Source organism: Amycolatopsis lexingtonensis (genome assembly GCF_014873755.1).
Classification (GTDB): Bacteria; Actinomycetota; Actinomycetes; order Mycobacteriales; family Pseudonocardiaceae; genus Amycolatopsis; species Amycolatopsis lexingtonensis.
Genome location: NZ_JADBEG010000001.1, coordinates 9,938,532 through 9,959,296, shown reverse-complemented (window position 1 = coordinate 9,959,296; position 20,765 = coordinate 9,938,532). Strand labels below are relative to the sequence as shown.

At 71.3% G+C, this 20,765-nt stretch carries 17 protein-coding genes and 1 pseudogene; 9 read left to right on the top strand and 9 right to left on the bottom strand.

All coding sequences use genetic code 11. The annotated features are described in order from the left end of the window. Positions 1–4: 4 nt before the first annotated feature. Positions 5–829, top strand: coding sequence for a mycothiol conjugate amidase Mca (mca, locus tag H4696_RS46130; protein WP_211299762.1), 825 nt, complete (start codon positions 5–7; stop codon positions 827–829). A gap of 2 nt (positions 830–831) precedes the next feature. Then, positions 832–1,452, top strand: a complete 621-nt coding sequence (locus tag H4696_RS46125) for a mycothiol-dependent nitroreductase Rv2466c family protein (RefSeq protein WP_086863034.1) — start codon at positions 832–834, stop codon at positions 1,450–1,452. Between the two features lie 185 nt (positions 1,453–1,637). Here H4696_RS46125 and H4696_RS46120 read toward each other — a convergent pair whose 3' ends face one another. The 5 genes from H4696_RS46120 to H4696_RS51400 form a co-directional block, all read right to left on the bottom strand. Beyond that, complete coding sequence (locus tag H4696_RS46120) at positions 1,638–2,831, bottom strand: amidohydrolase family protein (protein WP_086863033.1); 1,194 nt, start codon at positions 2,829–2,831, stop codon at positions 1,638–1,640. Then, on the bottom strand, positions 2,828–4,048 hold the full coding sequence (locus H4696_RS46115; protein WP_086863032.1) for a MalY/PatB family protein: 1,221 nt from the start codon (positions 4,046–4,048) through the stop codon (positions 2,828–2,830). Before H4696_RS46115 ends, H4696_RS46120 begins: the two co-directional genes overlap by 4 nt. A gap of 174 nt (positions 4,049–4,222) precedes the next feature. Next, positions 4,223–4,672 carry an NUDIX domain-containing protein gene (locus H4696_RS46110; RefSeq protein WP_086863031.1) on the bottom strand — a complete coding sequence of 150 codons (450 nt, stop codon included), beginning with the start codon at positions 4,670–4,672 and terminating at the stop codon, positions 4,223–4,225. After that, the gene (locus H4696_RS46105) at positions 4,669–6,051 is read right to left on the bottom strand and encodes an FAD-binding oxidoreductase (RefSeq protein ID WP_086863030.1); all 1,383 of its coding nucleotides are present in this window, start codon (positions 6,049–6,051) and stop codon (positions 4,669–4,671) included. The genes H4696_RS46110 and H4696_RS46105 overlap by 4 nt, the downstream gene beginning before the upstream one ends. Positions 6,052–6,072: 21 nt before the next feature. After that, a complete protein-coding gene (locus tag H4696_RS51400; RefSeq protein WP_143265260.1) occupies positions 6,073–7,371 on the bottom strand; it encodes an MFS transporter in 1,299 nt (432 codons plus the stop codon). A gap of 204 nt (positions 7,372–7,575) precedes the next feature. On the opposite strand from H4696_RS51400, the gene H4696_RS46095 reads away from it, so the two are divergent. The 3 genes from H4696_RS46095 (at position 7,576) to H4696_RS46085 (ending at position 10,575) form a co-directional block, all read left to right on the top strand. Next, entirely contained in the window at positions 7,576–8,217 is a 642-nt protein-coding gene (locus H4696_RS46095; RefSeq protein ID WP_086863028.1) for a sigma-70 family RNA polymerase sigma factor, read from the top strand. Between the two features lie 51 nt (positions 8,218–8,268). Beyond that, the gene (gene rfbB / locus H4696_RS46090) at positions 8,269–9,267 is read left to right on the top strand and encodes a dTDP-glucose 4,6-dehydratase (RefSeq protein ID WP_225955998.1); all 999 of its coding nucleotides are present in this window, start codon (positions 8,269–8,271) and stop codon (positions 9,265–9,267) included. Positions 9,268–9,354: 87 nt separating this feature from the next. Beyond that, positions 9,355–10,575, top strand: coding sequence for a class I SAM-dependent methyltransferase (locus H4696_RS46085; protein WP_086863760.1), 1,221 nt, complete (start codon positions 9,355–9,357; stop codon positions 10,573–10,575). A gap of 316 nt (positions 10,576–10,891) precedes the next feature. On the opposite strand, the gene H4696_RS46080 is transcribed toward H4696_RS46085, so the two are convergent. Continuing rightward, complete coding sequence (locus H4696_RS46080; protein WP_086863759.1) at positions 10,892–12,067, bottom strand: acyltransferase family protein; 1,176 nt, start codon at positions 12,065–12,067, stop codon at positions 10,892–10,894. A gap of 188 nt (positions 12,068–12,255) precedes the next feature. Between H4696_RS46080 and H4696_RS46075 the strand changes: the two genes are divergently transcribed. The 3 genes and pseudogenes from H4696_RS46075 (at position 12,256) to H4696_RS46070 (ending at position 14,675) form a co-directional block, all read left to right on the top strand. Continuing rightward, entirely contained in the window at positions 12,256–13,509 is a 1,254-nt protein-coding gene (locus H4696_RS46075; RefSeq protein WP_086863576.1) for a cytochrome P450, read from the top strand. A gap of 17 nt (positions 13,510–13,526) precedes the next feature. Further along, positions 13,527–13,676, top strand: a pseudogene (locus H4696_RS50515) (hypothetical protein); the annotation flags it as partial. Then, entirely contained in the window at positions 13,659–14,675 is a 1,017-nt protein-coding gene (locus tag H4696_RS46070) for a class I SAM-dependent methyltransferase (protein WP_338078741.1), read from the top strand. The pseudogene H4696_RS50515 and the gene H4696_RS46070, both read left to right, overlap by 18 nt. Position 14,676: 1 nt before the next feature. Here H4696_RS46070 and H4696_RS46065 read toward each other — a convergent pair whose 3' ends face one another. Then, the gene (locus tag H4696_RS46065) at positions 14,677–16,269 is read right to left on the bottom strand and encodes an MFS transporter (protein ID WP_086863578.1); all 1,593 of its coding nucleotides are present in this window, start codon (positions 16,267–16,269) and stop codon (positions 14,677–14,679) included. A 176-nt stretch (positions 16,270–16,445) separates the two neighbouring features. On the opposite strand from H4696_RS46065, the gene H4696_RS46060 reads away from it, so the two are divergent. Beyond that, positions 16,446–17,582: a nucleotide disphospho-sugar-binding domain-containing protein gene (locus H4696_RS46060; protein WP_086863579.1), complete on the top strand. Its 1,137-nt coding sequence runs from the start codon at positions 16,446–16,448 to the stop codon at positions 17,580–17,582. Positions 17,583–17,751: 169 nt separating this feature from the next. On the opposite strand, the gene H4696_RS46055 is transcribed toward H4696_RS46060, so the two are convergent. Together H4696_RS46055 and H4696_RS46050 are read right to left on the bottom strand one after the other, a co-directional pair. Continuing rightward, positions 17,752–19,107, bottom strand: a complete 1,356-nt coding sequence (locus H4696_RS46055) for a nucleotide disphospho-sugar-binding domain-containing protein (protein ID WP_169735119.1) — start codon at positions 19,105–19,107, stop codon at positions 17,752–17,754. Between the two features lie 101 nt (positions 19,108–19,208). Next, positions 19,209–20,717, bottom strand: a complete 1,509-nt coding sequence (locus H4696_RS46050; protein ID WP_338078719.1) for an APC family permease — start codon at positions 20,715–20,717, stop codon at positions 19,209–19,211. Positions 20,718–20,765: the final 48 nt, after the last annotated feature.

The window sequence follows — 20,765 nt, the reverse complement described above, 5'->3', positions numbered from 1 at the left end:
GCTGATGGCGGTGCACGCGCACCCGGACGACGAGTCGAGCAAGGCCGCGGCGACGCTCGCGCGGTACGTCGACGAGGGCCACGAGGTCCTGGTCGTCACGTGCACGGGCGGCGAAGAGGGCAGCATCCTCAACCCGGCCATGGACACCCCGGAGGTGCGCGCCGACCTCACCGCGGTCCGCCGGGGCGAGATCGCCCGCGCCATCGAGGTCCTCGGCGTCGAGCAGCGGTGGCTCGGGTTCGCCGACTCCGGCTGGCCGGACGGCACCCCGGTGCCACCGGGCCGGTTCGCGAGCCTGCCGCTCGCGACGTGCACCGAACGGCTGCTCGTGGAGATGCGCGAGTTCCGGCCGCACGTGGTCATCACCTACGACGAGAACGGCGGCTACCCGCACCCGGACCACATCCGGGCGCACGAGGTCGCGGCCGCGGCGTTCGAGGCGGCCGGCGACGACCCGGACTGGCAGCCGCTGAAGCTGTACTACGTGCACGAGTGGTGCGGCAAGAAGATGGCGATCTTCCACGAAGCGCTGCTCGAGGCGGGCCTGGATTCGCCGTACCACGAGTGGCTGAAGGAGTGGGACACCAAGCCGGACGTCTACGCCCGGATCACGACCCGGGTGCCGTGCGCGGACCACTTCCCGCGGCGCGACGCGGCGCTGCTCGCCCACGCCACCCAGATCGACCCGGACAGCCACTGGTTCGCCGTCCCGCTCGAACTCCAGCGGGAGCTGTGGCCGACCGAAGATTTCGAGCTCGCCCGTTCCCGGGTGGGCGGCTCTGGGCCGGAGGACGACCTGTTCGCCGGCATCGAAGTGCGGAAGGGGTAAGGATGAACACCGTGGAACAGTGGTTCGACCCGATGGACCCGTGGTCCTGGGTCGTGTCGCGGTGGCTGCTGGAGGTCGAGCAGGTCCGGGAGATCGACCTGCGGTTCCGGGTGATGAGCGTTTCGGTGGTCAACGCCGACCGCGAGATCCCCGAGCAGTACCTCGACGACCCGGAGGCCTACCTGAAGCGGATGCAGGCGGCCTGGGGCCCGGTCCGCGTGGCGACGGCGGCCGCCGAGCAGCTCGGCCCGAAGGTGCTGCGCGACCTGTACACCGCGCTGGGCAAGCGCATCCACGAAGAGGGCAACAAGGACTTCCCGGCGGTCATCTCGGCGGCACTGGACGAGCTGGGCCTGCCCGCCGAGCTGAACGAGATCGCCACGACGGACGCGGCCGACGACCAGGTCCGCGCGAGCACCCGCGAGGCGATGGACGCGGTGGGCATCGAGATCGGCACCCCGATCATCCGCATCGACGGAGCGGCGTTCTTCGGCCCGGTGGTCTCGAAGATCGCGCGGGGTGAGGACGCCGGGCGGCTGTTCGACGCGCTGGCGACGCTGGCGGGGTTCGAGCACGTTTCGGAGGTCAAGCGGGCACGGATTTCGGAGCCCGACTTTTCCTGAGGTCTTGGGTGGTGCCGGAGGGGCTTTCCTTGCGGGGGAAGCCCCTTTCGGCGTGGGCGGGTGTCTGGGTGTTCGTGCTTGCGCCGGAGGTCGCGGCAGCCGCGCTGGCAGCACTCGCGCCGACGTCCTGAATGAGTCATTCAGGTCACCAGAGGTCCTGAATGACTCATTCAAGACAAGACGGCTCAGCCCACCACCCGGCCGCGGGCCACCACCAGCCGCACGTTCGCCAGCACCGACGTCGACGTCCGCGGATCCCCGTCCACCACCAGCAAGTCCGCGTCCAGCCCCGGCAAGACCCGGCCCGTCACCGACGACAACCCCAGGATGTCCGCCGCGCTCGACGTCGCCAGCTCCAGGACCCGCTCCGGGCTGAAACCCAGCCACTCGTACATCCCCAGCAGCCCCGCGTACTCCCCGAACACCGCGTTTCGCACCCCGCCGTCCGACCCCGGCAGGATCGGGACGCCGAGCGCGTCGAGCCACGCGATCCGGTCGAACAGCGGACGCGCCGCGGCCTCGCCGAGCGTCGCGCGCTGCACCAGCCAGTCGCGGGGCCCGGCCGTGCAGCACGCCGCGATGCCCGACGAAGCCATCCGGCGGGCGACGTCCTCGCGGCGGTGCCACTGCGCGTCGCCGGCCAGCCAGTAGCAGTGCTCGATCGTGTCCACGCCCGCGTCGACCGCGAACTCGATCGACTCCGTGCCGTGCGCGTGCGCGGCGACCGGGAGGCCGAGCGCGTGCGCCTCCGCGACCACCGCCTTCACCTCGGCCTGGGTGAACTGGGACTCCCACATCGCCGCGCCGCCCGGGGTGAGGCTGCCGCCGCTGGCCATCACCTTGATGACGTCCGCGCCCGCTTCCGCGTTGGCGCGGACCAGGTTCCGCATCGCCGTTTCGCCGGAGACCTCGCCGCCGAAGAACCAGCAGTGGCCGCCCGGTGGGGTCAGCGGGGCCAGCGCCGCGAGGATCCGGGGGCCCGGGCGGGTGCCGGCGTCGATCTCGCGGCGCAGACCGGCCACCCGCGGGGGCCGGTCGCCGAGGTCGCGGACCGTCGTCACGCCGGACGTGACGAGCCGCGCGGCTCGCTCCGCCATCCCGGCTTCGACTTCGCCGGGGCCCGCGGCGAGCAGGGCCCCGACCGGGTCGGCGCCGCCGTCCATGGCCAGGTGCACGTGCCCGTCGATCAGGCCGGGCACCAGCGTCGCGCCGGGGAAAGCCAGGCGCCGCGCGGATTCCGGCGCCGGCACGGACTCGCGCGGGCCCGCTTCGGCGATCTTCCCGTCCACCACCAGGACGGCGGCGTCCGGGACGCATTCGCCGAGCGGGCCCCGCAGGAGCCTGCTCACCTCGATCAGCAGCGGCCCCGGAGCAGTCATGCCACGGACGATAGCAACGGAACGCTGCGCGCCACCCGGCCTTTCAGCTCGCAGAGCAACGGCCAAGAAGTCGCGAAGTTCAGCCGCGCGAACCCCTGCCCGCCGCGCCCGAACGACTCGCCGGGGCTCATTTCGATCCCCGCGTTCTCGCGCACCACCGACGTCGGGTCCTTCCAGCCGAACGCCCGGAAGTCCAGCCACGCCAGGTAAGTCGCCTCCGGCAGGTGGTAGCGCACCATCGGCAGCTCGGTCCGCATCGTCTCGGCGACCATGTAGCGGCTGCGGTCGAGGTAGGAGACCGTCGCGTCGAGCCACTCGTCGCCCTGCGTCCACGCGGCCACCGTCGCGGCCGCGCCGAAGATGTTGACCGAACCGAGCAGGCCCGCCTGGACGTCCACCACCGCGTGCATCCACTTCGGACCGAGGTGCGCCACCGCGCAGCGCAGCCCGGCCAGGTTGAACGCCTTGCTGGCGCCGTACACGGTCACCGTGCGCGCGCCGATTTCCGGGCTCAGCGAAGCGAACGGGATGTGCCGGTGCGGCGCGAACGTGAGGTCGGCGTGCAGCTCGTCGGAGACGACCAGCATGTCGTTCCGCTCGACGGCGGCGGCGAGCGCGGTGAGCTCCGTGCGGGTGAAGACGCGCCCGGTCGGGTTGTGCGGGCTCACCAGCAGGAGCAGCTTGGCCCCGGCCAGCGCCGAGTCCAGCTGCCCGGCGTCGAACCGCCAGCCGGCTTCGGTGTCCTCCATCGGGATCGGCACGACCCGGCGGCCGAGACTGGTGATCATCTTGGTGAGCGGGCCGAACGCCGGGGTGTGGATGGCGATCCCGTCGCCCGGCCGCGTCGCCGCTTCCAGCACCACGCGCACGGCCTGCGCGACGTTCGTGAACTCGCGCACGTCACCCGGGTTGACGAACCAGCCGTAGCGGTCGGCCATCCGGTCGACGAAGGCTTCGCGCACGGTCCGCGCGCCCGTCGGCCAGTCCGGGTAGCCGAAGTCGCCGCTCGAGATCAGGCCGTGGAGCGATTCCCGGATCGGCTCGGCGACCGGGAAGTCCATGTCCGCCACCCACGCCGGCACCACGTCCGGGCGCACGACCTGCCACTTGGCCCCGGGCCGGGACCGCAGCTCGGGTTCCGACAACGCCGAGAACGCCTGATGCAGCCGCGATCGCGCCGCCGGCACCAGCGTCGCGCTCGCCTGCTCGATCGTCATGACCGCACCTCGTTTTCGTTTCCACCCAGTGTGTGTTCCCCTGCTTGTGTGACGGCTCGGGCGTGCAGAACTCATCGGTACCGGGCGAAAAATCCCCTGACTGCCACGATTTTCCTGGTCAGGAGCCAGGAAGAGCCCAGCCTCGGCCGGGCTCTTCCTCACACGTGCGGTATTTCAGCCGTTGCCGGCGGGCTTTCCGCGCTCCAGCGAGAGGGTCCCGGTCGCGCCGTGCGCGACGGTGAACCGGGCCGCCAGCTCCGGCGGCAGGTACTCGGCGAGCCGGTCCACCGGGACCCACTCCGAGCGGTCCAGGCCGTTGCGGCCGAGCGTGAGCCGGATGTCGTCGTCGGCGAGCTCACCGCCGTCGAAGACGTAGAGGAACTCGTCGCCGTCGTCGCCCGGGACCCAGTCGACGACGACCAGCCCGGCCGGCTCCCGCTCGAGGCCGAGGTCCTCACCCAGCTGGCGCCGTGCGGCCGCGGCCGGCGACTCGCCGTGGCCCACCAGCGCGCCCGGGATGTCCCAGCCGTTTTCGTAGATCGACCGGTGCAGCAGCAGCACGGTGTCGCCGCGGGTGAACAGCGTCCCGGCGCACACCCGCGGCGCGGGGGTCGGCTGACTCATGCGTGCTCTCCTTCCTGGCCGTTCCGCTGCGCGAGCGGCACGGACTGGGCGAACCGGAACAGCCCGCCCGGGTCGTAGTGCGCCTTGACCGCCCGCAACCGGGCGAGGTTGGCGCCGAAGTACGCCGAAGGGGCGTCCTCGAGGTCGGGATCGGGGAAGCCCGGGTAGGCGCCGCCGGTGCCCCACGGGCGCGTCAGGTCCCACGAGCGGTTCAGCCACTTGCGCGCGTCGCCCGGCTCGAGGTCGGCGTCGAGGTCGGCGGCGTGCTTGAGCAGGTACCGCGCGGTCCGGTGCGGGAACGCCGTCGCCGCGGGGTCGACGTCGTTGTACGCGCCGCCCGAGGGCAGCAGCTCCAGGGAGCGGCCCTCCCCCGGCTTGCGCCCGTCGTCGAACTCGGCGAGCAGCGCCTCGACGACGTCGGCGGGCAGCGGCCTGCCGATGAACTCCGACCGGCTGTACAGGTGCGCGCCCGGGTGGTCCTCGCCCGGCCCGTTCTCCGCGAGGTACGCCTTGGTTTCGCGGTAGGGCAGGGTGACGCGGGTGTCGGTGACCGGCGCGGGCAGCGAGCGCACGAACTCCGCCACCGACTCCGCCCCGCCGGTAAGCGTGCCGAACAGGTGCGTGACGGCCTCGTCGGCCGGGTTCGCCGACGCCGTCACCATCAGGCTCGGGGCCACTTCGCGCGGTGCGCCGGCGAGCCACTCCTGCCAGGCGAGCACCAGCGCCGGCGCGTGCTCGCGGCCCCACGTGAGGTGGAAGCTGGTGGCTTCCGGCGCCGGCACGGGCTCGAAGACCAGCCGCGTCACCACGCCGAAGTTGCCGGTGCCCGCCCCGCGCAGCGCCCAGAACAGGTCCGGTTCCCGGTGCTCGGAGCAGTCCACGACGCGGCCGTCCGCGAGGACCACCGTCGCCGCGCGCAGCCGGTCCGCCGCGAGGCCGTACCGGCGGCCGAGGATGCCCATGCCGCCGCCGAGGGCGTGCCCGGCGAGGCCGACGGTCGGGCCGCAGCCGGCCGGGATCGTCCGGCCGTGCGGCGCCAGCGCGTCGTAGGCGTCGGCGAGCCGGGCACCCGCGCCGACGACCAGCCGGCCGTCTTCGACCGCCGCGGTCGCCATCGGGCGGGTGTCCAGGAGGATCCCCGCGGTGGACGAATGCCCGGCGAAGTCGTGGCCGCCGCCGCGGACGGCCAGCGGCAGCCCGGTTTCGCGGGCCGCGGCCAGCGCCACCGCCACGTCGGCGTCGGTGGTGCAGCGGACCACCACGGCCGGGCGGACCGCGTCGTACCGGGCCATTTCGGAGCGGCGGACCTCGTCGTAGCCGGCCGAAGCCGGGGTGAGGAGCTCACCCGCCAGGCGCCGCTCCAGCGCGTTCCAGCGCACCAGGGTCGTCCTTCCTCGCGGTCAGGCAGCTTCGTCGGCGCGTTCGGGGGCACCGGCCTCGCCCGCGGGGGCGGCGGCCGGCGAGACCGCCGCGACCGGACGGCTGCGGAGCAGCAGCAGGAAGGTGACGATCGGCAGGATCCCCATGATCTCCGCCATGATCGAGTACCCGCCGGAGCCGAGCAAGGCGGTGCCGCCGATGGTGCCGGTCGCCGAGACGCACCAGACGACGGCGTCGACCGCGCCGACGACCTGCCCCTGGCCGCCGGAGGACAGCGTCGTCGCGAGCGTGCGGCTGCCCGCCATGAACCCGAGGTTCCAGCCGTAGCCGAGCAGGAACAGCGAGATGGAGCCGAGCACCGTGTGCGACATCGTGGAGCCCGCGCCGATCGCGGCGGCGAGCACCAGCACCGCCAGGCCGGCGAACATCACCTTGCGCGCGCCGACCCGGTCGATCATCCAGCCGGTGAGCGGGGCGAAGATGAACATGCCGCCGGCGTGCGCGGCGAGGGCGGCGCCGACGACCACCAGGGTGCCGTCCTTCAGGATGATGTCCATCGGGGCCGCGGTCATGATCGCGACCATGATGAGCTGGCTGACGATCATGACCAGCAGCAGCATCCGCGCCGAGCCGGAGCGGAACACCGAGCCCAGCACCGCCAGCTGCGAACCCGTCGGGCGCGGCGCCTTGTGCCGGGGCAGCGTGATCCCGCCGAGGCCGGCGACCGCGCTGACCACCGCGGCGAGGAGGAACGGCCCGGACAGCTCGGGCAGGCCGAAGGAGCCCATCAGCGAGCTCATGGGGTAGAGCAGCAGCGGCCCGCCGACCGAGCCCACGGCGCCGGCGGCGACGACCAGGCCGAGCGCGTACCCGCTGCGATGGCTGGGGTAGAGCTCCGCGGCCGCGTACCGCGAGACGATCGAACCGCCGACGCCGAGGCCGAGCACGAACATCCCGCCGTCCAGCAGGGGGATGCTCTCGATCAGCGTCGCGGTGAAGCAGATCAGGCCGCCGAGCGTCCCGACGGCGAAGGCGACCATCAGGCTCGCCCGCCAGCCCAGCCACGAAGTCGCGCGCACGAGCAGCAGCGCCCCGAGGCCGGTGCCGAGGATGGTCAGCGTCTGCGGGAACGCGCTCCACATGACGCCGACGTAGGGTTCGGCCCAGATGGTGCTGGTCGGCGCGACCGCCGCCATCGCGGCGTTCATCAGGGTGGCGGTGGTGAACAGCGCCATCATCCCGCGGCGGCGCGCCGAGATCTCGGCGCGGGTCGCCGTGTCGGCCGGCGCTGCTCCGGCTGCTCCCAGTCCTGGTGACACGACTTCCTCCCGGCCATCGGCGTCAACCACCTCATCGTGCGGGAGCTGATCGACCGGCACATCTCCCGCGTTGCCGAGGGGCGGAACGCAACACGGGAGAAGGTGCGGCGGGCTCCGAACGCCGGCGGCGGACCGCAACCGAGGAGTAGGGCGCCGTCCACCGCGCTGCGAGCCTGGACCGGGGATGCGAGGGGAGCCAGACGAGTGGACGACAGACCGGACCGGGCGCGTGCCGTCCCCGCCGGTGACGAGCGCGCGTTCGGGCGGCTGCTCGAACGGCACCGCCACGAACTGCGTGTCCACTGCCACCGGCTGCTCGGTTCCTACGACGAGGCCGAGGACATGGTCCAGGAGACCTTCCTCCGCGCGTGGCACAAGCGGGACCAGTACGCGGGCCGCTCGACCTTCCGGGCCTGGCTGTACCGGATCGCCACCAATTGCTGCCTCGACCACCTCGCCCGGCAGCCCGAGGCCGGCGAGCTCGAAGCCGACGGCTCGGAGCCGAGCACGCCGGGCGCGGACGCCGCCGTGCTCGCCCGGGAGGTGCTCGAGCAGGCTTTCCTCACCGCCTTGCAGCACCTGCCGCCCCGGCAGCGCGCGGTGCTCGTGCTGCGCGACGTGCTCGGGTGGCCGGCCAAGGAGTGCGCGGAGGTGCTCGCGATCAGCGTCGCCTCGGCCAACAGCGCGCTGCAGCGGGCGCGGTCGACCATGAAACGCGTCCACGACGAACGAGCGCGGCCGTCCGACGCGGAACGGGTGCTGCTGCGCCGGTACATGAGCGCGCTCGACCGGTCCGAAGTGGACGTCGTGGCCGAACTGCTCGAGCAAGAGCGGCGGGCGGCGTGACCCGCACGTGAGGAGACGCGGCGGCGGGCGGGACTGTGGAACCGTGCCCGCATGCGGCGGATGCTGGTCACGGGCGGAGCGGGGTTCATCGGCGCGAACTTCGTGCTGGACACGATCGCGAGGCGGCCGGACGCGGAGGTGACCGTGCTGGACGCGCTCACCTACGCGGGCAACCGCGACAGCCTGAACCCGGTCGCCGACCGGATCCGGTTCGTGCAGGGCGACATCTGTGACGTGGCGCTCGTCGACCGGCTGGTCGCCGCGTCCGACACCGTCGTCCACTTCGCGGCCGAATCCCATGTGGACAATTCGCTGCACGATCCGTCGCCGTTCGTCCGGACCAACATCCTCGGTACCTTCACCATTCTGGAAGCGGTTCGCAAGCACGGACGGCGGCTGCACCACATCTCCACCGACGAGGTGTTCGGCGATCTGCCGCTCGACGCGGTCGAGCAGTTCACCGAGGAAACCGCCTACGACCCGTCGAGCCCGTACTCGGCGAGCAAGGCGAGCTCGGACATGCTGGTCCGCGCGTGGGTGCGCTCGTACGACGTCGAGGCGACGCTGTCCAACTGCGCCAACAACTACGGCCCGTACCAGCACGTCGAGAAGCTCATCCCGCGCCAGGTGACCAACCTGCTCACCGGCACCCGGCCGAAGCTGTACGGCGCCGGCGCGAACGTCCGGGAATGGACCCACGTCGCCGACCACAACGACGCCGTGCACCGGATCATCGACGGCGGCCGCATCGGCCACACCTACCTCATCGGTTCCGGGGACGAGCGCAGCAACAAGGAAATCGTGGAACTGATCCTCGAGCTTTCCGACCTGCCCACCGACGCCTACGACCACGTCGCGGACCGTCCCGGCCACGATCTGCGCTATTCCAACGATTCCACCAAGGTGCGCACCGAACTCGGCTGGCGGCCGCGGTACGCGGATTTCCGCGCCGGGCTGGCCGCCACCCTCGATTGGTACCGCGAAAACGAATGGTGGTGGAAACCGCGGAAGGCGGACACCGAGGCCAGGTACGGCATTCTCGGGCGGTAGCGCGCAATCGCGGAGACGCCGCCGCGGAAGCGGGCGCCGTACGTTTGTCCACCGGAGCACCGTACGGCTAGCCCGAAGGAGTAGGTCGTGAGTAAAACGCTCTGCCAGACGTGTGGGGACGTGGAGGTCCGCAAGTTCCTCTCACTCGGCCAGCAGCCTTCGTTCCATTTCCCGGCGAATCGGGAAGAAGCGGAGAACGAACGCCTCTGGCCGCTCGAGCTGGGTTTCTGCGAACAGTGCAGCCTGGTTCAGGTCTTGGAGTCGGTCAGCGAACGGATCCTGTTCTCGGGCGACTACCACCACCTCGCCGGGCTGACCGCCGGCTACCACGAGCACCTGCAAGGTCTCGCCGACACGCTCGCGGGTCTGTTCGACTCGACCGACGGGCGGTCCGTCGTCGAGTTCGGCAGCAACGACGGCAGCCTGCTGGACAAGCTGGCCGCGCGTTCGTTCGACGTCCTCGGCGTCGACCCGGTCGGTCAGGTGACCGCGGCCGGGTCCCAGGTGGTCAAGGACTACTTCAGCTCGACCGTCGGGGCCGACCTCGCCGCCACCCGCGGCAAGACCGACCTCGTCGTCGCGCTCAACGTGTTCGCGCACGTCACCAACCTGCACGACGTGCTGGACGGCGTGACCGCGCTCCTCAAGGACGACGGCCTGTTCGTCACCGAGTCGCACTACCTGGTGGACCTGCTGGAGACCCTCCAGTACGACTTCGCCTACCACGAGCACTCCCGGTACTACTCGGTCACGGCGCTGGACGAGGCGTTCCGGCGGCACGGCCTGGAGACGGTCAAGATCGAGCGGATCCCGACCCACGGCGGGTCGATCCGGGTCTACGCCGGCTTCGTGGGCGAGCACGAGGTCGACCAGTCGGTCATCGAACTGCGCGAGCTCGAGGACTCCCTCAAGCTGCGCGACTCGATGATCTACACGCAGTTCGCCGAGCGCGTCGAACAGCACCGCGAGAAGCTCAACGAGCTGGTCCGGTTCCTGAAGAACACCGGCGCGCGCGTCGCGGCGGCGTCCGCACCGGGCCGCGCGGTCACGATGCTGAACTACTGCGGCCTCGGCCCGGACGACATCGACGTCGTCTCGGAGATCAGCCCGCGCAAGATCGGCAAGCTGTTCCCCGGCACGCACATCCCCATCATCAGCCAGCAGGAGCTGGCCGGGGACAACCAGCCGGAGTACGCGCTGCTGATGTCGTGGCACATCGCCGACGAGGTCATCACCAACCTGCGCAACGAAGGCTTCCGGGGCACGCTCATCGAGCCGCTGCCGGAGCCGCGGATCCTCGAGCGCTGAGGCCGCACCGCCGTACGGGCGCCCACTGGCCCCGTCCCTCTCCGGAGGGGCGGGGCCAGTGGCTTTCCCGCGCCCCGGCGGGAGATGGCGGCACGAAAGCGGCCCCGTCACCGCGGGGGTGACGGGGCCGCTCGGGGGAACGCGCTGGTGCCGCGCATCGCAGGTTGCTTGACGTTCGGACCGCAGGAGCCGGAGCGCTCGCCTAGCACGGACCAAAGGTCTTGAATGAGTCATTCAGGACCTCCGAAGACCTGAATGACTCATTCAAGACGTTCGCACTCACCGCCGCGCTGTCACCGAACCTCGGGGGAACGCGCTAGCTCGCCCGGGGTGCCGGGATCCGCGGGGTCCGCGCGCGGCTGAACCGGCGCATCATCGGCGTCTCGACGAACCGGTACAGCAGCCACCCGACGAACAGGGTCACCACGAACAGGCCGATCAGCACCAGGATCGCGAGCGGGGTGCTCAGCACGGCGTTGCCCATCAGGGACCGCAGGTAGAAGATCGTCACGCCCTGGGACAGGTAGAACCCGAAGGACACGTTGCCGAGCCAGACGGCGACCCGGCCGCGCAGCCGCGTGCGCGTGCCGTGCAGGTCCGCGTTGGCGAACGACGCCACCATCACCGCGATCGGGATCAGCGTGGCGAAGTTCAGCGAGAACTGGAACGGCACGAACATCGAAGCGACGTAGCCGACGACCATGAACACGACCGAGACGGCCGGCTTGATGCCGATCCACTTGCCGGCCAGCACGATCCGGGCCAGGACGGCGCCGAGCACGAACTCGAACAGCCGGCCGACCGGGAGGAAGTAGCCGAACCAGTACTGCAGCGGCGAAATCGGGATGTTCGGGTTGGCGCCGTCGCTCGACACGACGAACGTGGCGACGAGCTGGTAGGCGAACAACCCGGCGACCATGAGCCCGGCCCACAGCCACAGGCGGCGGACGTCCATCCGGAGGATCGGGCGGATGATCAGCGGGAACAGCACGTAGAACAGCAGCTCGCCGCCGAGCGACCACGACGGGGTGTCGACGCTCATCGCGATGCTGAAGTCCGGGAACCACGGGTGCACCAGGAACAGGTTGGGCAGCCACGCCTTCCAGCTGGTGTACGCGGCGGCGAACAGCACCATCGCCGCGACCCACATCGCCAGGTGGTTGGGGAACACCTTCACGAGGCGGCGGCGGATGAACGCCCGCGCCCGCTCGCCGGGTTTCACCGACCAGGACAGCACGAACCCGCTGAGCACGAAGAAGAAGGAGACGCCGACGAAGCCGCCGGTCCCGAAGATCGCGCCGTACCACTTCGCGACGTCCACGTCGGCGAACGGGTTGATCGGCCCGGTCGGCAGCGCCGGGTTCATCATGATCCCCGTGTGGAAGAGGAACACGACGAACGCGGCGTAGAACCGCAGGCCGGTCAACGAATCGAGTTTCCTCGGCGCCCCCAGGTGGTGGGGCTCGAGGGGTACTTCCACAGTTTGCGCCATGCCGGCTCCTGCTCTTGGGGTCGCTCGAGGCAGCCGAAGCTGATATTCCTTTTTTCACTCTTCCCGTGCCCTCCGGCAGGGGCGTCTCCCCGCGTGCCGCCCTCGCGCGCAACCTCGAAGGCGCGCGGACCCGGCGGTGTCTGCGATAGTCGGCGGTACACCGTACTTTTGGCGTGGAGGCCGGAATCATGACCACGATCGACCTTTCCGATTTCGAAGGCTTCTGGGCCAAGCCCCTGGATTTCCGGCACGCCGCGTTCGACGAGTTGCGCGCCCGGCCGGGGCTGCCGTTCTTCGAGGAGCCGGAGTTCGGTTCGCTGCCGCGCGGCCGCGGCTACTACGCGGTGACCAAGATGGACGACATCCTCTTCGCCAGCCGCAACCCGGGCACGTTCATCTCCGGCAAGGGCAACGCCACCCCGGTCGACATGCCGGAAGAGTTCCTCGGCCAGTCGATGATCTCGATGGACGACCCGCGCCACGCCCGGCTGCGCCGCATCGTTTCGCGCGGCTTCACCAACAAGAAGATCAAGTCGCTGCACGACAACGTGGCCCAGGTGGCCAAGGAGATCGTCGACGAGGTGATCGACCGCGGCGAGGTCGACGCGGTCGAGGACATCGCCGCGAAGCTGCCGCTGCGCATCATCTGCGACATGATGGGTGTGCCGGAAGCCAACCAGCAGTTCGTCTTCGACCAGACGAACAAGATGATGGGCGTCCAGGACCCGGAGTACGTCCCCGAGGGCGAAGACGCGTTCGAGGCGCTGTTCAAGGCCGTGCAGGAGCTGACCAACCTGCTGAACGGGCTGGCCGCCGAGCGCGCCGAGCACCCCACCGACGACATGATCTCCCAGCTGATGACCGCCGAGGTCAACGGCGAGGCGCTCACGCCGGATGAGCTGGCCCAGTTCTTCATCCTGCTCACCGGCGCCGGCACCGAGACCACCCGCAACGCGATCGCCTGGGGCATCCACCTGCTGACGAAGCACCCCGAGCAGCGCGAAGCCTGGCTGGCCGACCTCGACGGCGTGACGCCGACCGCGGTGGAGGAGATCGTCCGCTGGACGACCCCGGTCATCGCGCAGCGGCGCACGATCGCCGAGGACGCGGAACCGGTCGAGCTGTCCGGCCAGCTGCTCGTCCCCGGCGACAAGCTGATGATGTACTACTGGGCGGCCAACCGGGACCCGAAGTACTTCACGGACCCCGCGGGCTTCGACGTGCGGCGCGACCCGAACCCGCAGATCGGCTACGGCGGCCCGGGCCCGCACTTCTGCCTCGGCGCGCACCTGGCGCGGCTGGAGATCGGCGTGATGTTCCGCGAGCTGCTCACCCGCATCCCGGACCTGCACTCGACGGCGGAGCCGGCGCGGCTGACCTCGCCGATGATCAACGGGATCAAGCGCCTGCCGGTGGCCTTCACGCCGGGCGGTGCGCGGTAACCGTTTGTCGTACGTGCCCGGGCGTCGAGGTCCGTGAGTTCCTCGCGCTCGGGCCGCAGCCGGCCTGCTTGTTCCCCGCGGACGCGGCGGCCGAGCCCGCGTGGCCCCTCGACGTCGCTTTCTGCCCGCGCTGCGGCCTGGTCCAGATCGTGAAGCCGGTGAGCGAACGCGTGCTGTTCTCCGGCGACTACCACCACCTCGACGGGGTGACCGGCAGCTACCGGCGGCACCTGCGCGACCTGGCGGCGGACCTCGCCACCGCGTACCCGCGCGCCTCGGTCGTCGAGATCGGCAGCAACCACGGGGTTCTGCTCGCCGAACTGGCCGCCCGGGGGCTCGACGTGCTCGGCGTCGACCCGAACGGTTTCGGCCCGGCTCCGGTCATCAAGGAGTTCTTCGGTGCCGCGGTCGCCCGGCGACTGTCGCGAGTGGACATCGTCGCCGCGGTCAACACCCTGGCCTACGTCGGCGACCCGGCCGACTTCCTGAGCGGGGTGCGCGCGATCCTGCGCGACGACGGGCTCTTCGTCTCGGAGTCGCACTACCTGCCGGATCTCCTCGAAACCCTGCAGTACGACTTCTTCTACCACGAGCACCCGCGGTACTACTCGCTGACGGCGCTCGAAGCGGCGTTCGCCCCGCACGGGCTCGAAGTGTTCCGCGTCGAACGGGTTCCCACGCGCGGCGGATCGCTGCGCGTCCACGCCGGTGTCGCAGGCCGGTCCGAAGTGGACGGTTCCGTCGCCGCGCTCCGGGAGTCCGAGGCGTCCCTGGGGCTCACCGACGACGCGGTCTACCGGAAGTTCGCCGAGCGCGTGGCGGAGCACCGCGAACGCCTGCGCGGGTTGCTGGCCGAGGTGACGCGGGACGGTTCGCGCGTCGCGGCCGCGACGTCACCGGCGCGCGCGACGACGTTGCTGACTTACTGCGGGCTGGGACCGGCCGAACTCGAGTTCGTTTCGGAGGTCAACCCGCGCAAGATCGGCCGGTTCTCACCGGGCGCGCACCTGCCCGTCGTTGCCCAGGACCGGCTGTGCGGACCGGACCAGCCGGAGTACGCGCTGCTGCTGTCCTGGCACATCGCCGACGAGTTGATGTCGCTGCTGCGCGCGGACGGGTTCCGGGGGCGGTTCATCGTCCCGCTCCCGGAACCCGTCGTCGTCTGAGCTACACCGTCTCGCCGGCCGGCACTTCGTCCGGAATGGACTCCGCGGCCGGCGCGGGTTCCTGGCCGCTCTTCGGCACGTGCCGGAACAGCAGCAGCGCCACCGCGGCGAGCACCACCATGAGGACCGCGCAGACGATCGCCGCACCGGCGAACCCGCTGGTGAAGGCCTCGCGGATGGCGGTCAGCAGCGAACCGGCGAGGTCACCGGGCAGGGTGCCGGCCGCGGCCGTGCCCTCGGCGATGCCTTCGCGGGCGGCCGCGGCGACGTCGGCGGGCACCCCGGCCGGGACCTCGGCCACGCCGCGGTAGACGGCCGTGGCGATCGAGCCGAACACCGCGATGCCGAACGCGACCCCGAGCTCGTTGCTCGTCTGCGAGATCGCGCCCGCCGCCCCGGCCTTCTCCGGCGGCGCCGAGCCCATCACCAGGCCGATGCCCAGCACCAGCATCGGCGAGAGACCGGCGGTCGCCAGCACCGTGCCGAGCACCGTGATGACCAGGCCGCCACTCGCCGGCACCTGCGTGAGCAGCACGAAACCGACCAGGGAGACCATCATCCCGGCCGCGATGACGACCGCCGGGCGGAACCGCTGGGCCAGGCCCGGCGACACCATGTACCCGGCCACCATGCCGACGGTGTACGGGATCAGCCAGAGGCCGGAGTTCAGCGGCGACAGGCCGAGCACCAGCTGCAGGTACTGGTTGAACAGCAGGATGATGCCGCTGATCGTGGACCCGCCGAGCAGCATCATGCCCAGCGCGCCGCTGAAGGCCGGGCGGCCGAGCAGCCGCACGTCCAGCAGCGGGTCGGCCAGCCGGCGCTGCCGCCGGACGAACGCCACCCCGAAGAGCAGGCCCGCCGCGAGGACCACCAGCGACACCACGACCGAGCTGCCGCGTGCGAGTTCCTTGAGGCCGTAGATGACCGGCAGGATGGTGGCCATCGACAGCACGATGCTGACCAGGTCGAGCTTGAAGCCGCCGGCGCCGGCGGCTTTGTGCTCCGGCAGCAGGATCGGCGCCACGACCAGCAGCAGCCCCATCACCGGCAGGCCGAGCAGGAACACCGAACCCCACCAGAACGCCGACAGCATCACGCCGCCGACCAGCGGGCCGATCGCCATGCCGACCATGAAGAAGCTCGTCTGGACGCTGATCGCGACCGCGCGCTGCTTCGCGTTGCGGAACATCGTGGAGATCAGGCCCAGCATCGTGGGCATCAGCGTGGAGCCGGCGATGCCGAGGCCCGCGCGGGCGGCGATCAGCATCTCCGCGCTGGACGACCAGGCCGCCACCGCCGAGGCGACGCTGAACAGCGCCGCGCCGATCATCAGCAGCTTCCGGTGCCCGATGCGGTCGCCTAGGTTGCCCATGGTGACGAGGAGCCCGGCGATGGTGAAGCCGTAGATGTCGACGATCCACAGCATCTGCGCGCTGCTGGGGTGCAGGTCCGCGGTGACGTGGGGAATCGCCAGGATGAGGACGCTCAGGTCCAGTGACAGCAGCAGGGTCGGGAGGATGAGGACGGCAAGGCCGATCCACTCCTTCTTGCCCGCCAGCTCGCCTGGGGGCGTCGAGCTGTTGGTGGTCATGATCCCCTTTGAGTGTTTTGTCTGAATCGTTTCAAGAATCACGTGGCGTGACTCGTCCAACACTGATCGTCGGTCACTCTCGATGACGGCCGCATCTTTCTCATTGCTCTGCGTCACGAAGTCCGCAAGCAATCGACGAGACGCTGGCGGCGGCGGGCGGCTGGGAACCTCGAACGATGCGGATCCTCTTCGCCACGGTGCCCCTCTCGGGACACTTCTTCCCCCTCGTGCCGCTCGCGTGGGCCTACCGGGCCGCCGGCGCCGAGGTCGTGGTGACCACGTCGGCGGACTACCTGCCGACGGTCCTGCGCGCCGGGCTCCCCGCGACACCCGCCGGGCCCGCGGCGGACTTCACCGGCCTCGCCGGCCACGGCTACGACGACGCCGCCGAGCACCTGCTCGCCCACGGCCGGGTGTTCGCCCGCGTCTCCGCCGCCAACCTGGTCGGCACGCTCCGGCTCGCCCAGAGCTGGCAGCCGGACCTCGTGGTGTACGAACGCGCGGCCGCCGCGGGCGCGATCACGGCGGCGGTGCACGGCGTCCCCGGCGTCGAACTGCAGTGGGGCGTCCCGGCGCTGCGCGAGTACCGGGCCGCGGCGGACGAAGTGCTCGCCGGCGAGCTGTCCGCGCTGGGCCTGCCCGGGCTGCCGCGCGCGGACCACGTCGTCGGCACCTGGCCGCCGAGCCTGCGCCACCTGCACGCGGCCGAGCAGTCGAGCATGCGGCACGTGCCCTACAACGGCGACGCCCGGCTGCCGGACTGGCTGGCGGTCCCGCCGCGGCGGCCGCGGGTGTGCTTGACGCTGGGCACCGTGCTGCCCGGATTGGGGACGGCCGGGCTCTTCCTGGCCCTGCTCGAAGAGTTGTCCACATTGGACATCGAGCTGGTGGTCGCGGTGGCCGACGAGACGGCGGCGGCGTGGGGCACGCTCCCGTCGTCGGTGCTCCACGCGGGGCGGCTCCCGCTCGCGCAGGCGCTGCGGACGTGCGACGCGGTGGTCCACCACGGCGGCAACGGGACGTCGCTGGCGGCGCTCGAAGCCGGGGTCCCGCAGCTGGTGCTGCCGCACTTCGACGACCAGATCGGCAACGCGGAAGCCGTGGTGCGCTCGGGTGCCGGGCTGCGGCTCTCGCCCGGGGAGATCACGCCCGAGGCCGTCGCGGCCGGGTGCGCCCGGCTGCTGGCCGACGCCCGGTTCGCCGAAGTCGCGGCCGCCGTCGCCGCGGAGAACGCCGCGCAGCCGTCGCCCGCCGAAGTCGTGCGGACGCTGACTCCCCTGGCGCTGCGACCGGAACTCCGCCGGGCGGGCTGACCCCCGCACGCGAAACGGCCGCGGGCCGGGTGACTGGCACCCGGCCCGCGGCCTTCGCGCTCCTCGCCTCATGCGCCCCAATGTGGCGTTCGGTGCGTCCAGCGCACCCAATGTGGCGTTCGGTGCGTCAGACGCAACCAACGCCACATTGGGGCGCTCGGGACCCCGCTCAGCTCTGGTGGTCGAGCGTGAGCTGCTCCAGGATCTTCACGTACTCGGCCGGGCCGGGGACCGAGTTGATCTCCTTCAGCAGCCGCTGGGCGTTCTCCTTGAAGGACTTCTCCTCCAGGACCCGGCGGATCTGCTCGCGCATCACCGCGGCGTCCGGCTCGGCCACGTTCAGCACCAGGCCCGCGCCCTTCGCCAGGGTGAAGCGGGCCAGCGCCGGGCCGAGGCTGTAGCGCGACCGGGCCAGGCGGGCCGCGCCGGAGGGGTTCGCGCGGATGCTGTGGCCGACGAAGTCGACCAGCAGCTGCGGGACGCTGTTCAGGATCGCCGGCATGACCGTGCCGACGCCGCCGTGGTGGATGAGCAGCGAGCACGTCGGGACCAGCTGGTCGAGCGGGACGAACGGAAGCACGCGGACGTTCTCCGGGATCTGCTCGACCTTCGCCAGCTGCTGGTCGTCGAGCGTCGCGACGACCTCGACGTCCAATTCGGACAGTGCGTTCAGCAGCACCGGGATGTGGTCCCAGCCGCCCTCCATGAACGCGCGCTCGGACAGGCCGAGCGACACCGCGACGCGGGGGCGCTCCGGCACCGGGTACAGCCAGTCCGGCATCGGCTGCTGGCTCGAGTACGACACCCAGCGCATCGGGACGACGTTCGCGGACACCTCGGGGCCGATCTCCTGCGGCTGCGAGTTGATCGTCCACTGGCCCCACAGCAGCTCGTCGTCGATCTCGACGCCGTAGCGCTCGGCCGCCGCCCGGACCGTCTCGACCGCCGGGTTCGGCAGCTCCGGGGCGCCCGGCTTGCTGGTGAACTCCTTGAACTTGTCGATGCTGCGGCAGAAGACGTCGGGCGCGGTCCACCAGCGGGCGTGCGCCGCGCCGGCGACCTTCGCCGCCACCGCGGCGGCGGGCAGGCAGGCGTCCCAGATCACCAGGTCCGGCTTCCACGCCTTGGTGAACTCGACGAGGCCGTCGAGGAACGGCAGCGGCTCGTTCGGGTCACCCTTCCACGGCGCGAAGTCCCACTGCGCGGGCAGGTAGTACTGGCTGTAGACGTCCCAGTGCTCGCGGTCCGGGTCGTCGGCGTCGAAGCCGAGTGCTTCGAGGGCCGCGGTGATCTCGGCGAGGTCCGCCCGCTCCTTCTCGTAGGCCCGGCCGGGGCCCATCGGGATCGGCATGCTGTCGATGTCGCAGACCGCGACCGGGGTGATGCCCATCGACGCGATCGTCTCCACCCCGCCCGGGTGCGTGGCGATCACGACTTCGTGCCCCGCGGACTTCAGCGCCCAGGCCAGCGGCGCCAGCGGGAAGGTGTGCGCCGGGGCCGGCCAGATGGCGAATTGCACACGCATTGTTTCGGCTCCTCCAGGACGTGTCGGCGGGAGACTTTCTTCAGCCGCCAAGGGAAAATCGTATGGGCGCGAAGCGGTGCGGACATCTCCCGCAGTGCCGCTCAGGCCGCTTCGGCCCGCCGGTCACCGGGCTCTTGCGGATCCGGGACCGCCGCCAGCCCGCCGCGTTCCGACGCGATCCGGGAAAGCGCCGCGTAACGCTCGGGACGGCGGGCACGCAGCCACAGCGCGAAGCCCGCGCCGGCCGCCACGACGACCACGAACGCCCACGGCAGCGAGTTGACCAGCGTGCTCGTCGTGCCGGTCAGCAGGTCGAAGTTCTGGATGACCAGCACCGCGGACGCGACCAGCCCGAGCAGTCCCAGGACGGGCGCGACCCCGGTGCGCCACCAGTGCCGGTCCGGGCGGCGGCGGAAGAACGCGATGACCGAGAGGGACGCGGCCGCCTGCAGCCCGACGATGCCGAGCGTGCCCAGCCCCGTCATGGTGGTGGCGAGGTTGACGTACGGGTCCGCGCCGGCGATCGCGAAGATCGCGGTGACGGCGACGGTGAAGACCGTCTGCGTCAGGCTCGCGCGGTGCGGCGACCCGTGCTTGCGGTGCACCGCGCCGAGCCCGGCGGGCAGCACGCGGTCGCGGCCGAGGGCGAACAGGTAGCGGTTCGAGGCGCCGTGCATCGCGAGCATCCCGGCGAACAGGCTGGTGCACAACAGGATCTGCATCGCGGTGGTGACCGCCGAGCCCAGGTAGTCGTCGGTGAGCCCGCCGAAGAGGTTGCCGAGCTGCTGCCCGGCGACGTCCCGCAGCTGCCCCGGCCCGACGGCGCCGACCGCGACCCAGCTCGTCAGCGCGTAGAAGACGGCGATCAGGATCACCGACCAGTAGGTGGCGAGCGGGACGCTGCGCCGCGGGTTGCGCGACTCTTCGCCGTACAGCGCGGCGGATTCGAAGCCGATGAAGGAGATCAGCGCGAACATGAGCGACACGCCGAGCCCGGCGCCGACGATGGTCGCCGGGTCGAACGAGGCCGCGGGCAGCGCGCCACCGCCGTGCCGGAGCAGCACCGCGACGTCCAGCAGCACCAGGATCGCGACCTCGGCGATCATCAGGACGGCGAGTACGCGGGCGCTGAAGTCGATCTTCCGGTAGCCCAGCACGCCCATCAGCGCGAGGCCGATTGCCGCCCAGACCGGCCACGGCCAGTCGAGGCCGTAGGAGGACGCGACGAGCTGCGCGAAGTAGGCGAAGGCGCCGGTCATGCCGACGGTGGCGGTGTTGTAGGCGAGCACGGCGGCCCACCCGCCCCCGACCGCGGCCGGCCGCCCGAGCCCGGCCGAGAGGTAGCCGTAGAACCCACCGGACGTCACGATCCGCCGGCTCATCGCGGCGTACCCGACGGAGAAGCAGAGGAGCGTGAGCCCGGCGAAGACGAACATCGCCGGCACGGCGGCCCCGTTGCCGATGACGAACGCCAGCGGGACGGTGCCGACCATCGCGGCCAGCGGCGCCGCGGCGGCCACGACCAGGAAGACGACTTTGGGAGTACCGAGGGTGCGCCGGAGGGACGCCGGTCGCGCGTCCCCGGAACCGCGGTCGGTTGCTGCGCTCACGGGTTCTTCCTCTCACTCGCTCGCGATGGGGTTCGCGAACAAGTCTTC